At 72.6% G+C, this 22526-nt stretch carries 31 protein-coding genes; 15 read left to right on the forward strand and 16 right to left on the reverse strand.

Annotated elements, in window-relative coordinates; all coding sequences use genetic code 11:
* Nucleotides 1–10 precede the first annotated feature (10 nt).
* Nucleotides 11–595 (forward strand): GNAT family N-acetyltransferase, encoded by a 585-nt coding sequence (locus ABD249_RS14990; RefSeq protein WP_344344849.1) that lies wholly within the window; start codon nt 11–13, stop codon nt 593–595.
* Between the two features lie 21 nt (nt 596–616).
* Here ABD249_RS14990 and ABD249_RS14995 read toward each other — a convergent pair whose 3' ends face one another.
* From ABD249_RS14995 to ABD249_RS15015, 5 genes are all read right to left on the reverse strand, one after another.
* Nucleotides 617–1348: a hypothetical protein gene (locus ABD249_RS14995; protein ID WP_344344850.1), complete on the reverse strand. Its 732-nt coding sequence runs from the start codon at nt 1346–1348 to the stop codon at nt 617–619.
* Between the two features lie 76 nt (nt 1349–1424).
* On the reverse strand, nt 1425–1571 hold the full coding sequence (locus tag ABD249_RS15000; RefSeq protein WP_344344851.1) for a hypothetical protein: 147 nt from the start codon (nt 1569–1571) through the stop codon (nt 1425–1427).
* Entirely contained in the window at nt 1568–2005 is a 438-nt protein-coding gene (locus ABD249_RS15005) for a dihydrofolate reductase family protein (RefSeq protein WP_344344852.1), read from the reverse strand. Before ABD249_RS15005 ends, ABD249_RS15000 begins: the two co-directional genes overlap by 4 nt.
* Entirely contained in the window at nt 2002–2664 is a 663-nt protein-coding gene (locus ABD249_RS15010) for a cache domain-containing protein (protein WP_344344853.1), read from the reverse strand. The genes ABD249_RS15005 and ABD249_RS15010 overlap by 4 nt, the downstream gene beginning before the upstream one ends.
* Entirely contained in the window at nt 2661–3395 is a 735-nt protein-coding gene (locus tag ABD249_RS15015; protein ID WP_344344854.1) for a FadR/GntR family transcriptional regulator, read from the reverse strand. The genes ABD249_RS15010 and ABD249_RS15015 overlap by 4 nt, the downstream gene beginning before the upstream one ends.
* A 117-nt stretch (nt 3396–3512) precedes the next feature.
* Here ABD249_RS15015 and ABD249_RS15020 point away from each other — a divergent pair, with 117 nt between their 5' ends.
* The 4 genes from ABD249_RS15020 to ABD249_RS15035 are packed head-to-tail and all read left to right on the forward strand — an operon-like array spanning nt 3513 to nt 7517.
* Nucleotides 3513–4589 carry an ABC transporter ATP-binding protein gene (locus ABD249_RS15020; RefSeq protein WP_344344855.1) on the forward strand — a complete coding sequence of 359 codons (1077 nt, stop codon included), beginning with the start codon at nt 3513–3515 and terminating at the stop codon, nt 4587–4589.
* A gap of 24 nt (nt 4590–4613) precedes the next feature.
* Nucleotides 4614–5789, forward strand: a complete 1176-nt coding sequence (locus tag ABD249_RS15025; RefSeq protein WP_344344856.1) for an extracellular solute-binding protein — start codon at nt 4614–4616, stop codon at nt 5787–5789.
* Nucleotides 5790–5817: 28 nt separating this feature from the next.
* Nucleotides 5818–6711 carry an ABC transporter permease gene (locus ABD249_RS15030; protein WP_344344857.1) on the forward strand — a complete coding sequence of 298 codons (894 nt, stop codon included), beginning with the start codon at nt 5818–5820 and terminating at the stop codon, nt 6709–6711.
* 8 nt (nt 6712–6719) lie between these two features.
* Nucleotides 6720–7517, forward strand: a complete 798-nt coding sequence (locus ABD249_RS15035) for an ABC transporter permease (RefSeq protein ID WP_344344858.1) — start codon at nt 6720–6722, stop codon at nt 7515–7517.
* A gap of 13 nt (nt 7518–7530) precedes the next feature.
* Here ABD249_RS15035 and ABD249_RS15040 read toward each other — a convergent pair whose 3' ends face one another.
* Nucleotides 7531–8526, reverse strand: coding sequence for an alpha/beta hydrolase (locus tag ABD249_RS15040; RefSeq protein ID WP_344344859.1), 996 nt, complete (start codon nt 8524–8526; stop codon nt 7531–7533).
* Nucleotides 8527–8673: 147 nt separating this feature from the next.
* Here ABD249_RS15040 and ABD249_RS15045 point away from each other — a divergent pair, with 147 nt between their 5' ends.
* The 10 genes from ABD249_RS15045 (at nt 8674) to ABD249_RS15090 (ending at nt 14050) form a co-directional block, all read left to right on the forward strand.
* Nucleotides 8674–9396 carry a WXG100-like domain-containing protein gene (locus tag ABD249_RS15045; RefSeq protein WP_344344860.1) on the forward strand — a complete coding sequence of 241 codons (723 nt, stop codon included), beginning with the start codon at nt 8674–8676 and terminating at the stop codon, nt 9394–9396.
* Between the two features lie 2 nt (nt 9397–9398).
* A complete protein-coding gene (locus ABD249_RS15050) occupies nt 9399–9971 on the forward strand; it encodes a hypothetical protein (RefSeq protein WP_344344861.1) in 573 nt (190 codons plus the stop codon).
* Nucleotides 9972–9982: 11 nt separating this feature from the next.
* Nucleotides 9983–10450 carry a hypothetical protein gene (locus ABD249_RS15055; RefSeq protein ID WP_344344862.1) on the forward strand — a complete coding sequence of 156 codons (468 nt, stop codon included), beginning with the start codon at nt 9983–9985 and terminating at the stop codon, nt 10448–10450.
* 57 nt (nt 10451–10507) lie between these two features.
* Nucleotides 10508–10939 (forward strand): hypothetical protein, encoded by a 432-nt coding sequence (locus ABD249_RS15060; protein ID WP_344344863.1) that lies wholly within the window; start codon nt 10508–10510, stop codon nt 10937–10939.
* A complete protein-coding gene (locus ABD249_RS15065) occupies nt 10936–11373 on the forward strand; it encodes a hypothetical protein (protein WP_344344864.1) in 438 nt (145 codons plus the stop codon). Before ABD249_RS15060 ends, ABD249_RS15065 begins: the two co-directional genes overlap by 4 nt.
* A 38-nt stretch (nt 11374–11411) precedes the next feature.
* Nucleotides 11412–11849, forward strand: coding sequence for a hypothetical protein (locus ABD249_RS15070; protein WP_344344865.1), 438 nt, complete (start codon nt 11412–11414; stop codon nt 11847–11849).
* A gap of 51 nt (nt 11850–11900) precedes the next feature.
* On the forward strand, nt 11901–12332 hold the full coding sequence (locus tag ABD249_RS15075) for a hypothetical protein (RefSeq protein ID WP_344344866.1): 432 nt from the start codon (nt 11901–11903) through the stop codon (nt 12330–12332).
* A 288-nt stretch (nt 12333–12620) separates the two neighbouring features.
* On the forward strand, nt 12621–13181 hold the full coding sequence (locus tag ABD249_RS15080; protein WP_344344867.1) for a GAD-like domain-containing protein: 561 nt from the start codon (nt 12621–12623) through the stop codon (nt 13179–13181).
* A 340-nt stretch (nt 13182–13521) separates the two neighbouring features.
* Entirely contained in the window at nt 13522–13668 is a 147-nt protein-coding gene (locus ABD249_RS15085; RefSeq protein WP_344344868.1) for a hypothetical protein, read from the forward strand.
* Nucleotides 13669–13831: 163 nt separating this feature from the next.
* Nucleotides 13832–14050, forward strand: a complete 219-nt coding sequence (locus tag ABD249_RS15090; RefSeq protein WP_344344869.1) for a hypothetical protein — start codon at nt 13832–13834, stop codon at nt 14048–14050.
* Nucleotides 14051–14200: 150 nt separating this feature from the next.
* Here ABD249_RS15090 and ABD249_RS15095 read toward each other — a convergent pair whose 3' ends face one another.
* The 10 genes from ABD249_RS15095 to ABD249_RS15140 form a co-directional block, all read right to left on the reverse strand.
* Nucleotides 14201–15016 carry a sulfurtransferase gene (locus ABD249_RS15095; RefSeq protein ID WP_344344870.1) on the reverse strand — a complete coding sequence of 272 codons (816 nt, stop codon included), beginning with the start codon at nt 15014–15016 and terminating at the stop codon, nt 14201–14203.
* On the reverse strand, nt 15013–15606 hold the full coding sequence (locus ABD249_RS15100; RefSeq protein WP_344344871.1) for a hypothetical protein: 594 nt from the start codon (nt 15604–15606) through the stop codon (nt 15013–15015). Before ABD249_RS15100 ends, ABD249_RS15095 begins: the two co-directional genes overlap by 4 nt.
* Before the next feature lie 4 nt (nt 15607–15610).
* Complete coding sequence (locus ABD249_RS15105; protein ID WP_344344872.1) at nt 15611–15847, reverse strand: hypothetical protein; 237 nt, start codon at nt 15845–15847, stop codon at nt 15611–15613.
* On the reverse strand, nt 15844–16449 hold the full coding sequence (locus ABD249_RS15110) for a hypothetical protein (RefSeq protein WP_344344873.1): 606 nt from the start codon (nt 16447–16449) through the stop codon (nt 15844–15846). Before ABD249_RS15110 ends, ABD249_RS15105 begins: the two co-directional genes overlap by 4 nt.
* Before the next feature lie 41 nt (nt 16450–16490).
* On the reverse strand, nt 16491–17066 hold the full coding sequence (gene pdxT, locus ABD249_RS15115; RefSeq protein WP_344344874.1) for a pyridoxal 5'-phosphate synthase glutaminase subunit PdxT: 576 nt from the start codon (nt 17064–17066) through the stop codon (nt 16491–16493).
* Complete coding sequence (pdxS, locus tag ABD249_RS15120) at nt 17063–17962, reverse strand: pyridoxal 5'-phosphate synthase lyase subunit PdxS (protein WP_344344875.1); 900 nt, start codon at nt 17960–17962, stop codon at nt 17063–17065. Before pdxS ends, pdxT begins: the two co-directional genes overlap by 4 nt.
* Nucleotides 17963–18059: 97 nt before the next feature.
* Nucleotides 18060–18902, reverse strand: coding sequence for a thioesterase family protein (locus tag ABD249_RS15125; protein ID WP_344344876.1), 843 nt, complete (start codon nt 18900–18902; stop codon nt 18060–18062).
* A 94-nt stretch (nt 18903–18996) separates the two neighbouring features.
* Entirely contained in the window at nt 18997–20667 is a 1671-nt protein-coding gene (locus tag ABD249_RS15130; RefSeq protein ID WP_344344877.1) for an Ig-like domain-containing protein, read from the reverse strand.
* A gap of 145 nt (nt 20668–20812) precedes the next feature.
* A complete protein-coding gene (locus ABD249_RS15135) occupies nt 20813–21379 on the reverse strand; it encodes an NUDIX domain-containing protein (protein ID WP_344344878.1) in 567 nt (188 codons plus the stop codon).
* 15 nt (nt 21380–21394) lie between these two features.
* Nucleotides 21395–22282, reverse strand: coding sequence for a DNA-formamidopyrimidine glycosylase family protein (locus ABD249_RS15140; RefSeq protein WP_344344879.1), 888 nt, complete (start codon nt 22280–22282; stop codon nt 21395–21397).
* Nucleotides 22283–22526 lie beyond the last annotated feature (244 nt).

The raw sequence follows: 22526 nt of genomic DNA on the forward strand, positions 1-22526 counted from the left end.
CGCGCCGCTGATGGCCGGCGAGCGGTCCGAGCGCGTGCGCATCGTGGGCGAGCGGTGCGTGCTGCGCGACTGGGCGCTCGGCGACGCCGAGCCGCTGCGGGCGCTGCTCGACCCGCGCGCCGCGTGGCACGACACGAACGGCCCGTACCTCGGTCGCCCGACGGCCGACGACATGGCGCGCACGCGGGCGGGCTACCTCGCCCTCGCGGCGATGCCCGCCTCCGAGGTGCCGCTGCCTCGACCGTCGCTGGCGATCGCCGACCCGGTCACCGACGCCGTGGTCGGCTGCGTCTCCTGGTACTGGGAGAGCCGCGACACCGACTGGCGTCGCATCGGCATCGTGCTCTACGACGACCGAGCCCGCGGCCGGGGCATCGGCCGCGAGGCGCTCGCGCTGTGGACCGACCACCTCTTCGCCGTGACCGACGCCCTGCGCCTCGACCTCGCGACCTACTCGGGCAACGTCGGCATGCAGCGCGCGGCCGAGGCGGCCGGCTTCACGCTCGAGGCGCGCATGCGCTCGGCCCGCCGCTGGTCGGGTGGCGTGCACGATGCGCTCGTCTACGGGGTGCTGCGCGAGGAGCGCGTGCGCTGACGCGCGAGTCGCTCCTCGACCTCAGGCGCGCCAGACGATCGGGTCGACCCAGTACGGGTCCGTGCTCGAGCCGCCATTCGGCACCGTGCCATCGCCGTAGAAGTACGCGCCGACGACCTCGGTGCCGGGCAGCGCCAGCGCGACGGTGCAGGTGTCCTCGGCCGTGCCCACCTGGGCGGCCGTGACCATGAAGTTGCCGGAGCATCCCGGCGCCTCCGCGCCGACGGCGAAGACGCCCGCGGCGCCCTGCCCATCCGACTGGATGCCTGCGATCGTGCCGCCGACGACGCCGTCGATCGCGCGACCGAACAGCGCGACGACCTCGACGCGGCCGCGGACGTACCAGACGCTGCCGCCGCCCTGGTACGCCTCCGCGTCGTCGATGCCCTGCAGGTAGGCGTCGTCGCCGCGCTCGATGCCCGTCACGGTGTAGCGGATGATGCTCCAGGCCTCCGACTCCTCCAGCACGCCCGTGGCGTTGCGCACGAGCATCGAGTCGCCGATGGCGAGGCTCGTCCCCGGCGGGGTGGAGTCGGGGAGCGGCACGGGGTTGGCCGGGTCCTCCTGCGGCACCGTCGGCGTGGGGGTCGGCGTCGCAGAGGGCGTCGGCGAGGGCGTCTCGGATGCGACGGGCGAGGCCGCCGGCGTCTCGACCGGCGCCGGCGACGGCGTCACCACGCAGCCGGCGATCGCGAGCGTCGCGAGGAGCGCGACGGGCATGACGAGCAGCAGCCGGCGGGGACGGTGAGGCACTCGTGCACGATACCCACCGACCGGCCGCATCCCTCTCGGGTCGCGCCCAGCCTCGCCTGGGCGCGCGGGCCCGTCGTCAGCGATGGAGCGTCGGCCGGTAGACGACCTCCAGCGTGCCGCCGTCGAGCGTGCGGCTCTCGAGCAGCTCGAGGTCGAGGTCGTCGGCCCCGCGGAGGATGGGGCTCGCGCCCGTGCGGCCGGTGATCGCCGGGAAGATCGTCACCTGCAGCCGGTCGAGGGGCCGGCCGCCATGAGCGCCCAGTTGAGCGACAGGCTCGCCTGCGACCGCAGGGGCACGTCGGAGTCCTCCTTGAGGCGTCGCACGATCTCGACGCCGTCGCCCGACGCGATCGTGGCGTCCGGCCAGCCGAGGGTGTCGCGCAGCGTCGAGGACACGACGGTCGTCGGCATGCGCATGAGCAGCTGGTTCCACTCGTCGAGCGCGTTCGGGTCGGTGCCCGCGCCGAGGATGCTCGCGACCTCGCGGAACGTCGTCGCGCCGTAGACCATGCGCTGCGGCTCGGCGAAGAGCGCGGCGCGGTGCGCGAGCAGCTCGGGGCCCTGCTTGCCCCAGTACCCACCCCAGTCGGACCCCTCGCCGAGCGACCCGTAGCCGTCGAACGTCGAGAAGACGTCCCAGGTGTAGACGGCGCTCATGGGCGGGGCACCGCCACCGACAGGCGCGAGCCCGGCACGTGCTCCACGTCGTACCGCGCGAGCACCTCGTCGCGCACGCGGCGCTGCACGAGCACGGACGAGTCCGTCGACGCAGCCACGCGACCCTCGGCCGTCACGACGAGCGCACCCTCCCCCGCCGAGCGCAGCGCCGCGCCGACGGCGCGCTCGAACGTCGGCACCGTGACGTCGGCGCCGACGACGCCTGCGAACGCGCCGTCGACCATGAGCGGCGCCGTGAACGTCAGGGTCGCCTGGTCGGTGCAGAGCAGGTCGACGTAGGGGCCGGTCATGTGCGGCTCGCCGGAGTCGGCGGGCACGCGATACCACTCGAGGTCCTCGTACGAGCGCACGTAGCCGCCGTCCGTGGCGCCGGCGTCGAGCCTGCGGACGTCGCGCGCGGCGCCGATCGCCTGCCACCAGGCCATGAGGGGCTGCCCGAGGCGCTCGGGAGCGACGACGAGGCCGCCGCCGAACACGACGGGGCGGGCGGCGAGCTCCGCCGACATCACGCGCTCGACGACCGCGACGGCCGCGGCCGGGTCGAGCACGATCGCGGGGTCTGCGAGCGCGGCGCGCAGCCTCGCGATCACCGCATCCGCCTCGCCGACGACCTGCCGCACCGCATCGATCGCGCTCATCCGAGCCTCCGCTTCGCCTCGAGCAGCCACCGCACGGCGCGGTCGCATGCCGCCTCGACCTCGGCGCGCGCACGCGCGCCGTCGCCGTCGCGGATCGCCGCGACGAGCCGCTCGCCGCCCGCGCGAGCCGCGATCCGCTCCTCCGCGTCGTGCAGCGACGCCCACAGCAGCGGGCCGTCGGCGTGCTGGAACCGCACCTGCTCGCGCGCGAGGCGGACGGATCGGCTCAGCGCGACGACCTGCAGGTGGAAGCCGCCGACGCCACGGCGGGCCGCGAGCTCGTCGCCGAAGTCGATCGAGGCGAGGTCGCGCGCCAGCGCATCCGCCTCGAAGGGGGACGCCTCCTCGGCGGCGAGCGTGGCTGCGGTGCCCTCGATCGCGACGGCATGGACGCCGAGGTCGGCGAGCTCGGCGCTCGAGAGCGCGCGGATGCGGCGCTCGACGGCCTCGAGCCGATCCGCCTCGTCGAGGGTGACGAACGAGCCACCCCGCCTGCCGCGCTGCGTGGTCACGAGGCTGCGGTCGCGAAGGTCGGCGAGCGCCTCCCGCACGGTGGCGGGCGAGACGCCGAAGCGCTCGGCGAGGCGCGCCTCGGCCGGCAGCCGCTCGCCGGGATGCAGCATGCCGAGCACGATCGCCTCCTCGAGCCTGGCGGTCACGGCCTCGGCGCGACCGACCTCGTCGATGGGGGCGAACACGGCAGAGCGCGCGAGCGTCGCCGGCTGCTCCATCGGCTCCCCCGTCTCGGCTTCGTGACGCGATCGTAACATCCACGACTTCCAAACCTTCGGTTCCACATGTTTGATGATCCTCATGTCACAGCGTCCACACAGCACGAGGGAGCAGTCGTGACCGAAGCACAGCTGCCGGCCATACGCCTGCGCGGGCTCCGCCGCGAGTTCGGGCCCGTCACGGCCGTCGACGGCATCGACCTCGACATCGCCAGCGGCGAGTTCTTCTCGATGCTCGGCCCCTCCGGCTCCGGCAAGACGACCGTCCTGCGGCTCATCGCGGGCTTCGAGACGCCGACCGCCGGATCGGTCGAGCTCTTCGGCAAGGACGTCTCCGCCGACGCCCCCTACGACCGACCCGTCAACACCGTCTTCCAGGACTACGCGCTCTTCCCGCACATGACGGTGATCGAGAACGTCGCCTACGGGCTGCGCGTGCGCGGCGTCGGCAAGGCCGAGCGCACGCGCCGCGCCACCGAGGCGCTCGAGCGCATGCGGCTCGGCGACTTCGCCACCCGCCGCCCGACGCAGCTCTCCGGCGGGCAGCGGCAGCGCGTCGCCCTCGCGCGTGCCATCGTCGTCGAGCCGCGCGCGCTGCTGCTCGACGAGCCGCTCGGCGCGCTCGACCTCAAGCTGCGCGAGCAGATGCAGGTCGAGCTGAAGCAGCTGCAGCGCGACCTCGGCATCACGTTCGTGTTCGTGACCCACGACCAGGACGAGGCGCTGACCCTGTCGGACCGCATCGCCGTGTTCGATGCCGGCCGCATCCAGCAGGTCGGCGCCGCCGCCGACGTGTACGAGCGACCCGCGACGCCCTTCGTCGCCACCTTCGTCGGCACCTCCAACCTCTTCGACGACGCGCAAAGCCGCGCGGTGCTCGGCCACGGCGGCATCCACGCCATCCGCCCCGAGAAGGTGCAGATCCGCCGCGGCAAGGCCGACGACGGACTCGCCGGCACCGTCGCCGAGGTCATCTACGCGGGCGCGAGCGTGCGCTGCGTCGTCGACACCGACGCCGGCATGCGCATGACGGTGCTCGAGCAGTCGTCGTCCGGCCACGCGAGCGTCGCGCGCGGCGACCGCGTGCGGCTCGCCTGGGCCGACGCCGACGTGCGCGACCTCGTCGAGCCCGCCGTGGCCGAGGCCGCGGTCGCAGACCCCACATCCCCCACACCGGCCCCGGCATCCGCCTAGGCCACACCACAGCAAGGAGACATCATGCTCAAGCGTCGTCATGCAGCGCTCGGTGCCGGTCTCGGCGTCGCCGCACTCGCGCTCAGCGCGTGCGGTGCGTCGGGCGGAGGCACCGCAGCCGAAGGACCCGCGACCGAGCTCGGCGAGACCGAGGGCGGCGAGGTCTCGATCCTCGCCTGGCCCGGCTACGTCGAGGACGGCACCAACGACCCGGCCGTCGACTGGGTGAGCCCCTTCGAGGAGGCCACCGGCTGCTCCGTGACGTCGCAGACGTACGGCACGAGCGACGAGGCCTTCAACCTGACGCGCGAGGGCGGCTTCGACGTCATCGCCGCGTCCGGCGACCTCACGCTGCGGCTCATCGCGTCCGAGGCCGTGCAGGAGCTCAACACCGACCTCATCGAGTCGTACGACGCGATCTTCCCGTTCCTCAAGGAGCAGGAGTGGAACTCGGTCGACGGGGCCGTCTACGGCATCCCGCACGGCTACGGCGCCAACCTCCTCGCCTACAACACCGACGTCTTCTCCGAGGCGCCGACGTCGTGGTCGGTCGTCTTCGACGACGCCGAGGCCAACACGGGCGCCATCACGGCCTACGACTCGCCGATCTACATCGCCGACGCGGCCGTGTACCTCATGACGCACGAGCCCGACCTCGGCATCGAGAACCCGTACGCGCTCGACGAGGAGCAGCTCGCCGCAGCCGTCGACCTGCTCGAGGGCCAGCGCCAGCACATCGGCGAGTACTGGAGCGACTACCTGCTCGAGGTGCAGGGGCTCGAGGCCGGCTCGATCGTGGCGGGCACGACCTGGCAGGTCGTCGTGAACTCCCTCACCGAGGGCACCCCGGTCGACGTGGTGCTGCCCGAGGAGGGCGCCACCGGCTGGAGCGACTCGTGGATGGTGTCGGCCGGCACCGAGCAGACGCCGTGCGCCTACGCCTGGCTCGACTGGATCGCGAGCCCCGAGGGCAACGCGATGGCCACCGAGTACTTCGGCGAGGCCCCGAACAACGCCGAGGCGTGCGACTTCACGCAGGACCCCGGCCACTGCGAGTCGTACCACGCGGGCGACGAGGAGTACGCGTCGCAGATCTACTACTGGACGACGCCCATCGCCGAGTGCCTCGACGGTCGCACCGACGTCGAGTGCACGGACTACTCGGCCTGGACCGAGGCGTGGCAGCAGATCCAGGGCTGACGCCCCGGACCGCACCGCACCAGCGCACATGACCGCAACCGCACCGGCGACGGCCGCCGCACCCCCCGAGACGGGGGTGCGGCGGGCGTCGCGCGCATTCGACAGGCACCCGCGGGTCGGGCTCGGCATGCTGCTGGGCCTGCCCGTGGGCTGGCTCGTCGCCGTCTACGTGGTGAGCCTCGGCTTCCTGCTGATCACGGCCCTCTGGCAGACGGACTCGTTCACCAACGAGGTCCGCATGGACTGGACGCTCGACAACGTCGCGCGCGTCGTCTCGCAGGAGCTCTACCGCGCCGTCACCTTCCGCACGCTCGGCACCGCCGTGCTCGTCACGCTCATCGACGTCGCGATCGCCCTGCCCGTCGGCTACGCGATGGCGAAGGTGTTCGGGCCGCGCGCCCGCGCCGCGCTCGTCATCGCCTTCCTCATGCCCCTGTGGGCGTCGTACCTCGTGAAGGCGTACGCGTGGCGGTCGATCTTCATCGAGGGCGGCCTGCTGTCGTCGCTCGGCATCACGCCGGGCTTCGGCGAGATCGCCACGGTCGTCACGCTGTCCTACATCTGGCTGCCGTACGTCGTCATGCCCATCTACGCCGGATTCGAGCGCGTGCCCGACTCCCTCGTCGAGGCCTCGAGCGACCTGGGGGCGCGCAACCTGCGCACCTTCGCCTCCGTCGTGCTGCCGCTCATGTACCCGGCGATCATCGCCGGCGCGATCTTCTCGTTCTCGCTGACGCTCGGCGACTACATCGCGGTGCGCATCGTCGGCGGGTCGACGCAGTTCCTCGGCACGATCATCTACGACAACGTCGGCGTCGCGGGCAACGTGCCCATGGCCGCCGCCGTCGCGCTCGTGCCGATCGTCATCATCCTGCTCTTCCTGCTCGCCGTGCGCCGCACGGGTGCCCTGCGGAACCTCTAGGAGGCACGATGCGCATCTCGAAGCCCGTGCGCGCGACGTTCGTCGCGATCGTCGCGCTCGCCCTCGTCTTCGTCTACGTGCCGCTGCTCGTGGTGCTCGTCAACGCGTTCTCGACGAGCCAGTCGCTCGCGTGGCCGCCGCGCTCGCTGACGCTCGAATGGTGGGGCCGTGCGGCGACGAACGCCGGCGCCTGGGAGGCTGTGGGGACGTCGGTGCTCGTCGCCGCCTGCGCGACGGCCATCGCGCTCGTGCTCGGCACGCTCTGCTCCATCGCGCTCGACCGCTATGCGTTCTTCGGCAAGGAGGCGGTGAACCTGCTGGTCGTGCTGCCGATCGCGCTGCCCGGCATCGTCACGGGCATCGTGCTGAACAACCTCTTCCGCACGGGCCTCGGCCTGCAGCTGGGGCTCGGCACCCTCATCGCCTCGCATGCGACGTTCTGCATCGTCACCGTCTACAACAACGCGTTCGCGCGCATGCGCAGGCTGAGCCCGAACCTCGTCGACGCCTCGACCGACCTCGGCGCCGACCGCTTCACGACGTTCCGGCTCGTGACGCTGCCCCAGCTGCGCTCGGCGCTCTTCGCGGGCGCGCTGCTGGCGTTCGGCCTGTCGTTCGACGAGATCATCGTCACGCAGTTCACGGCGGGCCCCGGCGTGACGACGCTGCCGATCTGGATCTTCCAGAACATGTTCCGCCCCGGTCAGGCGCCGATCGTGAACGTCGTCGCCGTCGTGCTCGTCGTCATCTCCATCGTGCCGATCGCGCTCGCGCAGCGGCTCGAGGCGCGCGCCGAGGCCCGCTGACCGCGACGGGGCGTCAGCGCAGCGCCACCATGCCGTCGACCCAGCGCTCGAGCCTCGCGTACGCGTCGGCTCGAGCCTCGCGCCGCGAGATGAAGACGTCGTGCAGGGCCCCGTCGATGCGCTCGATCGTGACGGATGGGCCGAGGTGCAGCGCGGCGCGCGCCACCGGGTCGACCCTGAGCACGGTGTCGACGCGCGTGAGGTCCTCCGACCAGCGCGTGGGGAGGATCGACCGCGTCGAGAGCAGCACGAGCACGGGCACGTCGATCGCGAGGCCGGCTGCCACCTGCGCGTGGCCGGCGAGGATCGCGCGGATCCACCCGGCGTGCGCCGTCATCGCGAACTCCGGACGCCACGCGTGGTCGACGACGTACGGGTCCTCCTCGTCGAAGACGATGCGCTGCGCGCGCGCGTAGTAGCCGAGGTCGATCTGCGGCGCCGGCGCGAGCGGCGAGAGCCGGCCGCGCAGCTCGGCGACGGGCGTGATCGCGGCGCGCGAGCGGGCTCCGAACTGCAGCTCGAGCCACGGCGCGTTGAGGATGAGCGCGCTGGCGACGCCCGGATGCCGGTGCGCCCACAGGCTGAGCGTGAGGCCACCCGTCGAGTGCCCCAGCAGCACGAGCCGCCGACCGTCGGCGCCGCCGTCCTCGCGCATGACCGCGAGCGCCGCGTCGATGTCCTCGTCGTAGGTGCGCAGGTCGGCGACGAACCCGAGCGTCTGCCGCGGGCGGATGCTGCGGCCGTACTTGCGCAGGTCGAGCGCGAAGAACCTTGCTCCGCGATCGGTGAAGAAGCGCGCGAGGCGGCCCTGGAAGAAGTAGTCCGACCAGCCGTGGACGTACAGCACGTCGACGTCCTCGAGGTCGCGCTCGCGCTGCCAGATCCTGCGACGCGACGGCAGCGCCCGCACGAGCGTCGCGACGACGTCGCCCTCGTCGTCGGTGCCGAGCGGCAGGGTGCGCTGCTGGAAGCCGTCGCCCAGCACATCCTCGCGCCAGCCGACCTCCATGTCCGCCACGATATCCGTGCGTCCTGAAGGAGCGCTCGTTCCATCGGCGACGGCTCCCCGACGCGTTCGCAGCCCTTGGGCAGTTCTCCCCATGGTGCCGTCCGGCTCGCCGACATACGCTCGCGACCAGACAGTGAGGAGACCGTCATGGCGCTCAACATCCCGAGCGAGCTGGCCTTCGTCCTCGACCTGCTCGGCTTCGAGTGGCCGCAGCTCGACGAGGACGAGATCCACCGCGCAGCGCACATGGTGCGCCAGTTCCGCGATGACCTGGAGGGCACGATCGAGCAGGTGGGCTCGCGTGTGAACGACGACGTGCCGGCAGCGTTCTCCGCCAAGGCCGCGCAATCGTACACCGACGGCTGGAACGAGGCCCGTGAGCAGCACATGACGCAGCTCATGGATCTGCTCGATCCTGCCGGCACCGGCATCGACCTCTTCGCCGACGCCGTGCTCGCGCTGAAGCTCAAGGTCATCGCCGAGCTCGTCATCACAGCGGCGCAGATCGCCGCGGCCCTGGCTGCCGCAGCCTTCACCTTCGGCCTGTCGGCAGCGGCCAACGTCGCGATCATCGCCGCGCGCAAGAAGGTGCTCGACATCATCGTCGAGGAGGCGATCGCCGCGCTCATCGTGCAGATCGCCGAGATGGTGATCGATCCACTCACGAACCTCGCGGAGACCGTGATCCTGGCCCTCATGGACGCGCCCGTGGTCGTGGCCGCAGTGGGCGAGGTGGAGGCCTACCAGACCGACTTCGCCGCGCTCGAGCAGGCCGCGTCCGACATCGACTCGAGCGGATCCGACCAGGAGACCATCGGCCAGGAGTTCCTCGGCCAGCTCTCCACCCTCCAGATCTCGACGGCAGGCTGATCATGTCCCAGTACAAGAAGCTCGCAGACGACGTGCTCGACGCGCTCGACCGCGTCGGGGACCGGATGTCTCGGTCGCTGCGCGACCGATCCGAGGCGCAGCGCCGCAAGCTCCTCGAGATCGTCGAGGAGACCAGGATGCGCGATCGTCAGATGTCGCAGAACGGTGGCGCGCCCGACGTCGACGTCGACGCCGACGTCATCGACCCCGGCTTCGGCGCGACGGGGCGAGGCGACTGGTTCGGCGATGCCGATCAGCGGTACCGCGACGAGTTCTTCGACGAGTACCCCGAGTCCGAGGCTGCTGTCGTCCATCACGCGATCGAGCAGAACGTCATGCGGCGGTATCCGTCGTTGAACATCACACGAAGCGAGATGGACTCGGTGCAGAATCTTCGCGGCATTCCCGCGGAGATCAACTCCCGCGTGCACCTGAGCGGCATCCGCCGCATGTGGAACGAGTTCTACCGGCATCACGCCGACTCGGGCACGGTCCCGACCGTCGACGACCTCGCGGAGTACGCACGACTCGTCGACGACGCGTTCGGTGACCTGTTCGACCCGCCGGTGCGGTGATCACGGTGCGCATGATCAGGGTGGAGCCCGAGGTCGCGGGCGGGCTCGGCGAGGGGATCGACTTCGACGCTGCGCGCCGACCCCAGCTGCGCGGCCCCCTGCACTACGCCTTCGCGGGGTGGCTCGGCGACGAGCTCGTGGAGACGGCGGGCTTCTGGATCGTGACATCCGAGCTCGCGGGTGCGCTCGAGCGCAGTGGACTCACGGGCTTCGTGCTCGACGAGGTAGTCGTGTCATTGGAGGAGGGCTTCCTGTCATCCGGTCGCGACCCTCTCGCTGAGGATTGGCGGCGCCTCATCCCGACAGGAGCCGGCGAGGAGGATCTGCAGCTCGAGCGCACATCGACGCTGCTCGTCAGCGAGCGCGCATTCGAGCTGCTTCGCCGCCATCGCATCGAGCACGCGCAGATCACGTGGGCCGATCAGCCCGCCCCGCTGTCCGGAGCGATGCGGACGTACCTCGCGCGACGTGGAGGCTGAGCGACGCCACCGCCCGGTGCGGCAGAGTAGAGGCGTAGACGACAGAGAGGGGTCGCCGTGGCGATCGCAGGCGAGATCACGACGTTCTTCGAGGCGCTGGGTGCCGAGCGTGACGACCCGAAGGTCGCGGCAGCGCTTGCGCTCGTCGGCCCGATGGAGCTCGGGGAGCCGTATCGCCAGGATGGCGCCACCTACGCGCTCGACAAGTGCGCCGACGACGGCACCTCGTTCACCTGGAAGGACGGTCGCCTGCTGAAGATCATCATCGCCATGCAGCAGGAGCGCGCCGCCGGACCGTATCCCCGGCCCGACCGGCTCGTCGAGGGCGTCCTCCCTGCTTCGTCTCGCGCGCAGGTCACGGCGGCGCTCGGCGCACCCGACCGCGAACGCTCGACCGGCGACACGTGGAATGTCGGGTCGCACTACCTCGCCGTGTCGTTCGCGGGCGACCATGTGCGGCGCGTCGTCGCCATGGTGAGCGCCCGATGACGGAGGCGCCTGCGGGCGAGCTGCATGTCCTCGCCCAGGTCGTGGGGATGGATGGCTCGCAGCCGCGGGCGAGCATCGTCCGCGGACTCGTCGGGCCGCCGAGCGACATGCGCCGTCTGCCCGCGCCGGATGGCGCCGAGCTCACCTTCATCGTCTTCGGTCCCGGCGGCGTCGAGCTGGTCATGAAGCACGACGTCGTCTCCGCAGTGGTCGTGCACCTGGCACCCGGAGCCGACCATTCGGCGTATCCGCGAATCGAACGCCTCCTGCCAGGTGGCGGGGCCACCCTCACGCGAAGCGACCTCTCGGAGCGCCTCGGCGAGCCCGCCGACCTCGACGGGCAGGATCTGTTCGCCGTGGGCGAGTCGGCAGCGCTCGTCGACTATGCGGACGGCGTCGCGACGCGGCTCACGCTCGTGGCCGACGAGTCCTGACTGCACGCCGCCGACGGGCGTGGCCGATCACGGGAATCATGACCCTCTCCGGCGACATCTCCGCGTTCCTCGAGGCACTCGGCTCTCCAGCTGACCATCCGGAGGCGCTCGGCAGGGCGATCGGGCTCATGGGTCCTGGTCTCGAGATCGAGGCGTTCGGGCGGCCCGAGGTCGCGGACGAGCATTGGCACTTCCGGCGGACCGGCTCCGGGTTCCTGCTGCGCGGCGGCGAGATCGTCGCCATCGTCCTTCCGATCGCGCGTGCCGCGGGGCCGTCCTACGACGGGGTCGACACCCTGATCGATGGCGTCGACCTCGCCGGCGACCGAGCCTCGCTCGTCACGGCGATCGGCGAGCCGACCCGGTCGAGCCAGCGGATGGACCTCTGGCGGCTCGATGGGCGCTACCTTCGTCTCGACTTCGCCGACGATCGTCTCAGCGACGTCGCCACGGCCCTCGGCGGCGTCGAGCTCTGAGCCGCGCCGAAGCCTCGAGGACCCCGCACCGGATGGAGCATCATGCAGACCGTGACCGGCCACATCGCGAGCATCGCGGCAGCGTTCGACCCGCCGGAGAGCGATCCGAAGGTGCAGGCGATCGTCGAAGGGGTCGACGAGCGACCCGAGCGGTCGACGTACAGCGGCCCGCCCATCGAGTACCTCCACTACCGCTCGGTCGGGGTCTCGCTCATGTTCGAGCGATCCAAGCTCGACACGGTCTTCGTCTACGCCCTCGATGACGATGGCTTCACGCCGTACGGCGACCCCACGGGGTTCATCGATGGCATCGACTTCGCCACGTCCTCCCGCGAGGACGTGCGGGCGGTGCTGGGTGAGCCCTACCGCGCCGAGGACTTCGGCCTCTTCCGCATCCAGGACGAGCGAGTGGTGCATGTGACCTACGACGAAGGCCTCATCTGGAAGATCTCCGTCATGTCCAGGGACGTCAGCGAGCGCTGAGACGCAACCGCGAGCTCGGCGACGGAGCATCGATCATCTCGAGCGGCGCCGCTCTCAGCGCGACTGGAGGCTGCTTCGATGCGGAGCGCCTGACGCTGGACGGGGATCTCGACCGATCACGTCCTCGTCGCGAGGACGGATGCCGCCGGGGGCCGCACCCGCACTCGGGCCTCGGGGTCGATGCCGCCGTATCGCTCCCAGCAGCACTGACCACCGTCAGCGACGTCTCGGAGGATCGCGGTGGAGAGCAGCGACGCCGCCGCCGAGGCGTCGTCTAGGCTGCCCAGCATGCTCGAGATCCCGGACTTCACGCCGCGCGCACCCATCGATCCGGCAGTCATCGACCACTTCCGAGGCGTCGTCCCGGACGACGTCGTCGAGCTCTGGACGCAGTTCGGACAGGGCACCTGGGCTGAGGGCTTCCTGCGCGTCATCGACCCGAAGCACTACGCCGACGCGCTCGCCGACTGCCTCGGCAAGGTCACCGGACAAGGCGTCGCCATCCCGCTCATGGTCACCGGACTCGGCGACCTCGTGACCTGGGAACCGGGTGACGGCGTAAGCGGCATCCTCCACCGCAAGGAACGCGTCGTCGGGCTCGGCAGCACGCTCGAGGGGTTCGTCGATCTCACCGTCATGGACGGCGCGGAGCAGATCGACGATGACTTCGACTGGAAGCCGTACCCGGACGCGGTCGCAGCGCACGGCCCGCTCGCCTTCGACGAGTCGTTCATCCACGTGCCGCTGCTCTCCCTCGGCGGCGCGCGCACCGCGGCCGGCGTCAAGCCTCGCGACACGATCACGGGCATCCAGATCATGGTCGAGTTCCAGGGCGTCATCGAGCACTGAACGCCGCCCGCCCGAGATCCAGACACATCGACGACATGAGCTCCATGCGGACGGCGACCGGCCACATCGCGACGATCGCCGCGGCCTTCGACCTGCCGGAGCACGATCCCAGGGTGCAGGCGACCGTCGCCGGCTACGGCGAGGAACCGGAGCGCGCCTCGTTCACCGGACCCACCATCGACTTCGTGAAGTACATGCGATCGGGGTATCGCTGCGTTTCACAGCAGGCCGGCTGTCCTCCGTCTTCGTCTCCGCGCTCGACGACGACGGCTTCACCCCGTACGCCGACGCGACCGGCTTCATCGATGGCGTCGACCTCGCCTCCTCGAGTCGCGACGACGTGCGGGCCGTCCTCGGCGAGCCGTACCGCTCCGAGGAGAGCTTCGACCTGTTCCGCATCCAGGACCAACGCGTCGTGCACGTGACCTTCGACGAAGGCCTCATCTGGAAGATCACCGTCATGGCCAGCGACGTCAGCGAGCGATGACGACCATGCGCAGGATCCGGATCGAGCCCGAGGTCGCGGGCGGTCTCGGCGATGGCATCGACTTCGACTCGAAGCGGCGTCCACCCCTGCGCGGCCCAAGTGCGCGGACGACGGCACCTCCTTCACTTGGAAGGACGGGCGACTGCTCAAGGTCATCGTCGCGATGCGCACGGAGCGGGCCGCCCGCCCCTATCCGCGCCCCGCGCTGCTGGTCGACGGCATCGGCCCGGAGACGACGTGGGAGCAGGCGGCGGACGTCCTGGGCGCGCCCGATCGAGCTCGATCCACCGGCGACACGTGGAACGTCGGGTCGCGCTTCCTCACCATCTCGTTCGCTGGCGACCGCGTGCAACGAATCGGCGCCATGATCAGCCCCCGCTGATGGATCCGTCCGCCTCTGGAACGCGTCGTCGTCATCGACCCGAAGCGCGACGACGACGCGCTTCAGACCTGCGTCGAAGAGGCAGCCGACGATCGAGCCCGCCCCGCGGCCACGATGCGGTCCATCGCGAACGCGCCGCGCGCCTGACGGTCAGTCGCCGACGTCGACCGGGCGGCCCGAGTCGGCGCGGCCCCAGTCGGACCACGAGCCGTCGTAGACGCGCACGTCGTCGCGACCGGCGAGGGTCGCGGCGAGCGCCACGACGCAGGCGGTGACGCCCGAGCCGCACGTCGTGATGATGGGGGCGTCGCCCGCAGCCTCGTCGATGCGGTCGGCGAGGCAGCCGACCTCCTGCAGCCGGCCGTCGCACTCGAGGGCGGCGAACGGCAGCGAGACGCTGCCCGGGATGTGCCCGCCGCGCAGCCCCGCGCGCGGCTCGGGCGCGATGCCCGCGAAGCGGTCGAACGAGCGCGCGTCGAGCACGACGGCCTCGTCGGAGGCGATCGCGCGCGCCACCTCGTCCGCGCCGACGAACGCGTCGTCGCGCCACCGCACCGTCACGTCGCCGGCCTGCTCGGCGCGCCCGCCCGTCGGCTGCGTCGTGCCGCCGGCTGCGGTCCACTCGGGCAGCCCGCCATCGAGCACCGCAGCCTCGAGACCCGCGGCCTCGAGCATCCACCAGGCACGCGCGCTCGAGAAGACGCCCTGCGCGTCGTAGGCGACGACGCGGTCGCCGTCGCGGATGCCCAGCTCGCGCAGGCGCTCCTCGAACTCGGCGGGGTCGAGCATGTCGTGCACGCCCGTCGTGTCGTGCCGCGACATCGCGCCGTCGAGGTCGAAGCGCAGCGCGCCGGGGATGCCGTCCGCGCCGCGATGCGCGCCGACGGACGCGTCGACGACGACGAGCCCGGGGTCGCCGAGGTGCCCTGCGAGCCAGGATGCCGACACGAGGTCAGGAAGGGTCATGGATCCACCTCATCGGGGAAGGACGTGATGATGCTGCCCGACGAGAGACCGTAGCCGACCGTGACGATCCATGCACGCTCGACCTCGCCCGCGTCGGAGACGAGCTCGACGCGCACGTCGTAGTTCACGATGTCGGAGCGGTACTCCTCGACGGCCGTCGGAGCCTCGAGCGCCTGGTCGATCGCGAACCAGGCGACGTCCTCCCACGACGACCCGACCTCGTCGGCGAGCTCGCCGAAGTCGCCCGTGTGGCCGTCGGCGATGTGGCGCCACCCTGCGCCGTCGGCGTTGCCGCACGTGAGCGTCGCGTCGCCGGCCGGCACGTCGAGCTGCGCCCAGGCGGCCCGGTCGAAGACCTCGAGCTCGTCGCGACCCGACAGGCCGTCGCACGCCTCGGTGCCGGGCACGTCGTCCGCGACGGGATCGAACGTCGCGGTCGCCGTCTGCAGCACGGGACCGCCGGGGGCGGCGGCCGCAGGCGTCGGCGCACCGGGTGCTGCGACGCCGGGCGACGAGCAGCCCGCGAGCGCCGCCGAGGCCACGAGCGCGGCCGCTGCGAGCAGCCGCGTCCGCCGTCGCGCGAGCGTCATCGGCTCAGTGGCCCCGCGGCCGACCGTCGTCGTCGCCCTCGCCGGGCTTCGCCGGCTGCATCGCGAGCGTGAGCGTCGCGATGACCACGAGGGACACGATGAACGCGACCCCGCCGATGACGAGCGCGTGGATGGGCTCGCGGATGACGAGCAGGACGACGAGCCCCGAGAAGATGCCGATGCCGCCGGCGAACCCGACGTACTCGACGGGCTTCAGGCGGTCGCGGCGCGACGGGGTCATCGGGTGGCCTCTCGAGCGTCCTTCGCGACGATGCGCGCGGAGGCGGCGGCGATGCCGTGGAACACGCCCACGACGATGGCGTACGCGCCCAGCAGGCCGACGAGCACGACGTCGTGCACGGGCAGGAGGGCGAAGGCGATGCCTGCGGCGAGCGTGAGCACGGCGACGGCGCGCCAGTCGGCTGCGATGCGGCGCATGCGGAGGTCGGTGGTGGCCCGCAGCCGGAGCCACGCCCACCCCTCGACGACCGCGGTGACGAGCGCCCATGCGGCGACGACGACCTTGAGCGCATCGCCCGAGGGCGCTGCCGCGGCGAGGCCCGCGGCGACGACGCCCGCAAGCACGCCCGTCGCGCCCGCGACGAGCGGGAAGCGGGCGACGGCTACGGGCACGCCTCGGCGCAGCACGAGCAGCGCGGCGCCCGTGCCGAGCGCGAGCACCGCGAACGCAGCGAGGCCCACGCGCGCGTCGTGCGCCTGGAGGAAGGTGACGGCGACGCCGACGGGCACCGCCACGGCCGCGCGGGCGGCGGGGAGGTGCCAGGCCGGGCGCTCGCTCGAGGAGGACGGCGCCTGGCCGTCGTGCTGCTCGATCGTGCTCACCGCATCCAGGGTATCCGGCATGGCGGGGGTGGCGTGCCGCGCTACCCGACGCGCTCGAGCAGGCGCCGGTGCAGCCGGTCGTCGCCGTGGAGCTCGGGGTGGAAGGCGACGCCGATGACGCCGTCGCGCTCGACGGCGACGATGCGACCCTCGTGCTCGCCGAGCACCGTCACGCTCGCCCCGACCTCCTCGACCACGGGCGCGCGGATGAACGACGCCGCGACGGGCTCGGCGCCGATGGCCGGCAGGACGACCGCCGCCTCGAACGAGTCGAGCTGCCGCCCGTAGGCGTTGCGCCGCACCGTCACGTCGAGCCCGCCGAGGGTGCGCTGACCCGGCGCCGCGTCGAGGATGCGGTCGGCGAGCAGGATGAGCCCCGCGCACGTGCCGAGCACGGGCATGCCGCCCGCGATGCGCTCGCGCAGCGGCTCCCGCACGCCGAGGATGCCGCTCAGCCGGTCGATGACGCTCGACTCGCCGCCGGGGATGACGAGCGCGTCGACCGCGTCGAGCTGCGCGGCGCTGCGCACGGGCATCGCCTGCGCGCCGAGGCTCGCGAGCACGGCGAGGTGCTCGCGCACGTCGCCCTGGAGCGCGAGCACCCCGACGCGCGTCACCAGCCGCGCTCGGCCAGGCGGTGGGGTGCGGGCAGGTCGGAGACGTTGATGCCGACCATCGCCTCGCCGAGCCCGCGCGACGCGTCGGCGACGGCCTGCGGGTCGTCGAACTGCGCCGTGGCCCGCACGATCGCCGCGGCGCGACGCTCGGGCTGGCCGGACTTGAAGATGCCGGAGCCCACGAACACGCCGTCGGCCCCCAGCTGCATCATGAGCGCCGCGTCGGCGGGCGTCGCGACGCCGCCCGCGGTGAAGAGCACGACGGGCAGACGGCCGGCAGCGGCGACCTCGGCGACGAGGGCGTAGGGCGCCTGCAGCTCCTTCGCCGCGACGTACAGCTCGTCGGGGCTCTTCGCCGCGAGCGCCGCGATCTCGCCGCGGATCGTGCGGATGTGCTTGGTCGCCTCCGAGACGTCGCCCGTGCCGGCCTCGCCCTTCGAGCGGATCATCGCCGCACCCTCGGTGATGCGGCGCAGGGCCTCGCCCAGGTTCGTCGCCCCGCACACGAAGGGCACCTCGAAGCGCCACTTGTCGATGTGGTTGACGTAGTCGGCGGGGCTGAGGACCTCCGACTCGTCGACGTAGTCGACGCCGAGCGCCTGCAGCACCTGCGCCTCGACGAAGTGGCCGATGCGCGCCTTCGCCATCACGGGGATCGAGACCTCCGCCGTGATCGCGTCGATGAGGTCCGGGTCGGACATGCGCGCGACGCCGCCCTGGGCCCGGATGTCGGCGGGCACGCGCTCGAGGGCCATGACGGCGACCGCGCCGGCGTCCTCGGCGATGCGTGCCTGCTCGGGGGTGACGACGTCCATGATGACGCCGCCCTTCAGCATCTCGGCGAGGCCGCGCTTGACGCCGTCGCTCGCGCGGGAGGTGACCTGATCTTCGCTCATGGATCGGACGGTACGCGGATGGGCGCACGCCACTTGGCCTGGAGTGGTCGCGAGTGGACTTCGCATCGCAGTCCACATGGCCGGCGCCGGTGCGCGGCTAGGGCTGCGGCAGCGGCGAGACGAGCAGCGACTGCGCGATGCGACCGACGGGACCCTGCTCGTCGTGCACGATCGCCTGGCTCAGGCCGATGCCCTGCGTGCCGATCGACGACTCCGCCTCGATGCCGACCCACTCCCCCGTCGGCTGCTCGAAGAGGTGGATCGCGAGCTCGGTGTTGATGAACGTCCACGCGCTCGTGTCGAGCCGCGCGCCCACGCCGTTCGCCGCGTCGATCGGCAGGATCGCACGCAGCGACCGGCTCGGCTCCTCGCCCGCGACGAACGGCATCCGCAGCCGCGCCCACGCGACCGTCGGCGCGCCACGCTCGCCGAAGGTCGTCGCGAAGCGCCAGTCGAGCGAGCCGACGAAGCCGGCGAGCCACAGCGCGGGCACGGGGGCGTCGTGCAGCGTCGGCGCACCCTCGGGCGGCAGGGCGCGGGTGCGACCGGCGCGGTAGGCGACGGACGCGGTGTCGGCGACGCGCATGCGCCAGCCGCGGGCGCGAGCCGCCGGCCGCCAGGCGCCGCCGGGGCCGCGCTGCAGGATCTCGGCCTCGACGAGCTCCGCCGACCGGCCCGAGCGCACGACGTCGGCGCGCACGGCGACCTCGTCGAGCGTCACGGGTCCGAGCAGCTCGACGGCGAGGCGCACGAGCAGGAAGCCGTCGGCACCGGGCGCCTGCTCGCACGCCCGCCACAGCAGCCCTGCGACGGGGCCGCCGTGCTGGATGCCCGCGCTCCACGGGCTGCCGGTGTGCGCCGTCGGCTGCAGCACCTCGGCATCCTCGTGCATCCCTGCGGGGAGGAAGTAGGCGGGCGGGGTCCGGGCGTCGTCGCGCATCGTCATCGATCCTGCCCGTCCCGGAGCGCCGGGTCGAGGATGGGCGCGCGAGCACCCGCGGCGATCGTCGCTCGACGACCGCCGCGGGCCGGGCTCAGGCGCGGCGGCGGCGCACGGCGACCGCGCCGACGCCCACGAGCGCGAGGCCCAGGCCGGCGAGCAGCAGCGGCAGCGCCGCCGCGCCGCCCGTGACCGGCAGTCCGCCGGTCGGCGTGGATGCGGCGGGCGTCGTCGGGGCCGGAGCGTCGGGCGCTGCGGGCACCGAGGGCGCCGGCGCCGTGGGCGGTGCGGACGGCGCTGCGACCGTGATGGTGACGTCGGCGACGTCCGTCTGCCCGTCGCGACCCGTGATCTCGTACGAGAGCACGTCGATGCCGGAGAAGCCCGCGGCCGGCGCGTACGTGAGCGTGCCGTCGTCGGCGACCTCCACCGAGCCCTCGTCGGGCAGGTCGACGATCGCGACCGTCAGCTCGGAGGGGTCGGCGGTGGGTGCGTCCGCCTCGGTCGGCGGCGCGGGCGTCTCCGACGGGCCGGGCTCGCCCGAGACGTCGTTCGCCAGGACGTCGATCGCGACGGTCGTCTCGAACGGCGTCGTCACCGCGTCGTCGTTCGCCACCGGTGCGTCGCCGAGCACGAGCACGTCGATCGTCGAGGAGGCGACGTTGCCGAGCGTGTCCGCGACCTCGAAGCGCACCTGGTCGACGCGACCGATGAAGCCCGCAGCGGGCGTGAACGACACGGTGCCGTCCTCGGCCAGCGCGACGACGCCCTGCTCGGCGATCTCGATGCGATCCGTGGGCGTGCCCGTGCCCGGGGTCAGCAGGGTGAGCGACGCGGGGTCGATCGGGAACGCGTCGTCGGCGGCGTCGGTGCCGGCGAGCGGCGTCAGCCGGGCCACCTCGCCCGCCTGGATCGTCGTCGACACGGGCGCCGCGGTGGGCGCGCCGCATGCGAAGCCCGTGGGCGCGAAGGATGCGCCGTACGACTGGCCGGCCGTCACGGAGCCGACGGGCTCGAACGCGATGACGGCGCCCGAGGTGGTCGGCGGCACGTCGATCGTGCCGAGCGTGCCGTCGGACAGCAGCGCGTAGGTGACGTCGCCCACCTGCGCGAGCCCGTAGACCTCCGCCTCGACCGACCCGGCCTGCGAGACGGTGAAGGCGTCGAGGTCCAGCCGGAGCATCGTGGTGCCCGGGAACTGCTGGCCGCCCATCGCCGGCACGAAGAAGGCGCCGAGCACGTCGCCGTCCGCCAGCTGCAGGAGGTCCCCCTTGCTCGTCGCACCCTCCGGCATCCGGAGCACCGTCTCGAGCGCACCCGTGGCGGGATCGACCGCGACGACCTCGTTCGTGGCGTTGCCGCTCGCGAGCAGCCTGCCGTCGGTCAGCGCCGTGAGCCCGTTCCAGTTGCCGCCGCGCGCCATCGGCAGCGAGCGGATGACGGCGCCCGTCGCCGGGTCGAGGGTGTCGATCGTGCTGAAGGTGAGGCCGTAGAGCGCGATGCCGTCGGCGCTCCAGGCGATGTCGGTGTAGATCGCCTCGACCGCGAGGCGGCGCAGCTCGGTGCCGTCGGCGGGGTCGACCTGCACGAGCGCGCGATCGGGGCCCGCGACCCAGAGCGCCGCGGTCGGCGGGCAGACGACGGCCGCGGCGGACGCCGTCGACGCGCCGGTCGCCGGGGCGAGCACGAGGCCGGCGACGAGCGCGAGGGCTGCGGATGCGGGCAGGAGCGCGCTGGCGCGCAGGGAACGGGGGCGGGGTGCCATGGGTCGACCTCGACTCGGGGATCGTCGCGGCCGAGCGGCCCGCGACGCTCGCGATCGGACCTCGCATCCCGAGCGATCCTCACCATATGGGGCACACGCGGAGATGGCAAGGAATCCTCACCATCGATACGTCGCGGGCCGGTCGTCAGGCCACGCGTCCCAGATGCACCGCGACGTGCAGCAGCGCCGCGAGCGTCTCGGCATCGCCGATCTCGCCGCGCGCGACCATGCGGAGCACCTCGGCGAACGGCACGCGTCGGACACGCGCGATGCCTTCCTCGGCCTGCGTCGCCGCCGCCCCGCCGTCGACCGCGTGCAGGCCGCGAGCGAGGAAGACGTGCTCCGGCGCGTCGCAGATGCCGTTGAGCGACGACATGCCGCCGACCTCGACCCAGTCGTCGGCGACGAGCCCCGTCTCCTCCGCGAGCTCACGGCGGGCCGCGACGAGCGCATCCTCGCCGTCGGTCGACCCCGCGGGCACCTCGGTCGACCACCGCCCGGTCGTGTACCGGAAGAGGTCGACGAGCACGACCTCGTCGTCCTCCGTGAGCGCGACGACGAACACGGCCGGCTGCAGCACCTCGACGACCCCGTAGATGCCCTCCCCGCCGTCGGGTCGGATGACGTCGTCCTCGCGCAGCCGCAGCCAGCGATTCGCGTAGACCTCGCGGCTCGCGAGGGTCGTCCAGCCGGTGTCGGGTGCGTCGCTCACCAGGCCATCCTCGCGCTAGCGCAGCAGACGCGACAGCACGCGATCCGACAGCGGCCTGCCGCCGGTCTGGCACGTCGCGCAGTACTGGAACGTCGAGTCGGCGTACTCGACCTGGCGCACGACGTCGCCGCACACCGGGCACGCCTCGCCCGTGCGGCCGTGCACGCGCATGTCGGAGCGCTTCTCGGACTTCAGGCTCGTCGCCGGCACGCCCTGCCGCGCCTCGACGGCGGCCTGCAGGGTCTCGCGCAGCGCGACGTAGAGGCGATGCACGTCGTCCGCGCCCATCGACGCAGGCGCGAACGGCGACATGCGCGCGACGTGCAGGATCTCGTCGGAGTAGGCGTTGCCGATGCCGGCGATGCGCCGCTGGCTGCGCAGCACGCCCTTGACCTGCGCGCGGCCGGCCTCGGCGAGGATCGCGGAGAAGGCCTCCTCGGTGAAGGCGTCGGCGAGCGGGTCGGGACCGAGCGTGGCGATGTCGTGGACGTCGTGCGGGTCGCGAACGACGTGGATCGCGAGCCCCTTCTTCGTGCCGGCCTCCGTGAGGTCGATGCCGGCGTCGTCGTCGAGCATGAGCTGCGCCGCGAGCGGCCCCTTGCCCATCCGGGGACGCACCTTCGGCGCCTCGTCGCGCCAGCGAAGCCAGCCGGCGCGGGCGAGGTGGATGCACACGTGCAGGGGCGACGGCTCGCCGGCCGCGGCCGGGGGCGCGATCGCGAGGTCGAGCCACTTGCCGTGACGCTCGACGCCGACGACCTCGCCGTCGTCGATGGCGCGCGCGGGCGGGTCGAAGGTCTTGAGCGCCGAGATCGCGTAGGTGTCGAGCCTGCGCACGCGCCTGCCCACGAGGCGGCCGCGCAGGTCTGCGGCCAGCGCCTCCACCTCGGGCAGCTCCGGCATGCGAGCAGTCTGCCGCGCACCGCCGACATGCGCGACCCCTGGGTGCTCGGGGTGGACCCTTCGAGGCTCGCTGCTTTCGCACCTCAGGGAGCGGGGGGTGGAGCGCCTCCGCGAGCGCGGGGTGGAGCGCCTCCGCGAGCGGGGGGTGGAGTGCCCACTCGGTCGCTGAGCAGGCCGGCCCTTCGAGGCTCGCTGCGCTCGCACCTCAGGGAGCGGGGGGCGGGGAAGGCCGCGAGTCCCACCC

It is taken from the genome of Agrococcus versicolor (assembly GCF_039531815.1).
Lineage (GTDB): Bacteria > Actinomycetota > Actinomycetes > Actinomycetales > Microbacteriaceae > Agrococcus > Agrococcus versicolor.

Coding starts and splice junctions, on each gene's coding strand:
- ABD249_RS15065 (WP_344344864.1), top strand. CDS start 10,936: ATGACGGAGGCGCCTGCGGGCGAGCTGCATGTCCTCGCCCAGGTCGTG.
- ABD249_RS15015 (WP_344344854.1), bottom strand. CDS start 3,395: ATGGAGCAGCCGGCGACGCTCGCGCGCTCTGCCGTGTTCGCCCCCATC.
- ABD249_RS15080 (WP_344344867.1), top strand. CDS start 12,621: ATGCTCGAGATCCCGGACTTCACGCCGCGCGCACCCATCGATCCGGCA.
- ABD249_RS15045 (WP_344344860.1), top strand. CDS start 8,674: ATGGCGCTCAACATCCCGAGCGAGCTGGCCTTCGTCCTCGACCTGCTC.
- ABD249_RS15040 (WP_344344859.1), bottom strand. CDS start 8,526: ATGGAGGTCGGCTGGCGCGAGGATGTGCTGGGCGACGGCTTCCAGCAG.
- ABD249_RS15130 (WP_344344877.1), bottom strand. CDS start 20,667: ATGGCACCCCGCCCCCGTTCCCTGCGCGCCAGCGCGCTCCTGCCCGCA.
- ABD249_RS15095 (WP_344344870.1), bottom strand. CDS start 15,016: ATGACCCTTCCTGACCTCGTGTCGGCATCCTGGCTCGCAGGGCACCTC.
- ABD249_RS15140 (WP_344344879.1), bottom strand. CDS start 22,282: ATGCCGGAGCTGCCCGAGGTGGAGGCGCTGGCCGCAGACCTGCGCGGC.
- ABD249_RS14990 (WP_344344849.1), top strand. CDS start 11: ATGGCCGGCGAGCGGTCCGAGCGCGTGCGCATCGTGGGCGAGCGGTGC.
- ABD249_RS15035 (WP_344344858.1), top strand. CDS start 6,720: ATGCGCATCTCGAAGCCCGTGCGCGCGACGTTCGTCGCGATCGTCGCG.
- ABD249_RS15090 (WP_344344869.1), top strand. CDS start 13,832: ATGCGCACGGAGCGGGCCGCCCGCCCCTATCCGCGCCCCGCGCTGCTG.
- ABD249_RS15010 (WP_344344853.1), bottom strand. CDS start 2,664: ATGAGCGCGATCGATGCGGTGCGGCAGGTCGTCGGCGAGGCGGATGCG.
- ABD249_RS15050 (WP_344344861.1), top strand. CDS start 9,399: ATGTCCCAGTACAAGAAGCTCGCAGACGACGTGCTCGACGCGCTCGAC.
- pdxS (WP_344344875.1), bottom strand. CDS start 17,962: ATGAGCGAAGATCAGGTCACCTCCCGCGCGAGCGACGGCGTCAAGCGC.
- ABD249_RS15125 (WP_344344876.1), bottom strand. CDS start 18,902: ATGCGCGACGACGCCCGGACCCCGCCCGCCTACTTCCTCCCCGCAGGG.
- ABD249_RS15070 (WP_344344865.1), top strand. CDS start 11,412: ATGACCCTCTCCGGCGACATCTCCGCGTTCCTCGAGGCACTCGGCTCT.
- ABD249_RS15005 (WP_344344852.1), bottom strand. CDS start 2,005: ATGAGCGCCGTCTACACCTGGGACGTCTTCTCGACGTTCGACGGCTAC.
- ABD249_RS15025 (WP_344344856.1), top strand. CDS start 4,614: ATGCTCAAGCGTCGTCATGCAGCGCTCGGTGCCGGTCTCGGCGTCGCC.
- ABD249_RS15055 (WP_344344862.1), top strand. CDS start 9,983: ATGATCAGGGTGGAGCCCGAGGTCGCGGGCGGGCTCGGCGAGGGGATC.
- ABD249_RS15030 (WP_344344857.1), top strand. CDS start 5,818: ATGACCGCAACCGCACCGGCGACGGCCGCCGCACCCCCCGAGACGGGG.
- ABD249_RS15100 (WP_344344871.1), bottom strand. CDS start 15,606: ATGACGCTCGCGCGACGGCGGACGCGGCTGCTCGCAGCGGCCGCGCTC.
- ABD249_RS15105 (WP_344344872.1), bottom strand. CDS start 15,847: ATGACCCCGTCGCGCCGCGACCGCCTGAAGCCCGTCGAGTACGTCGGG.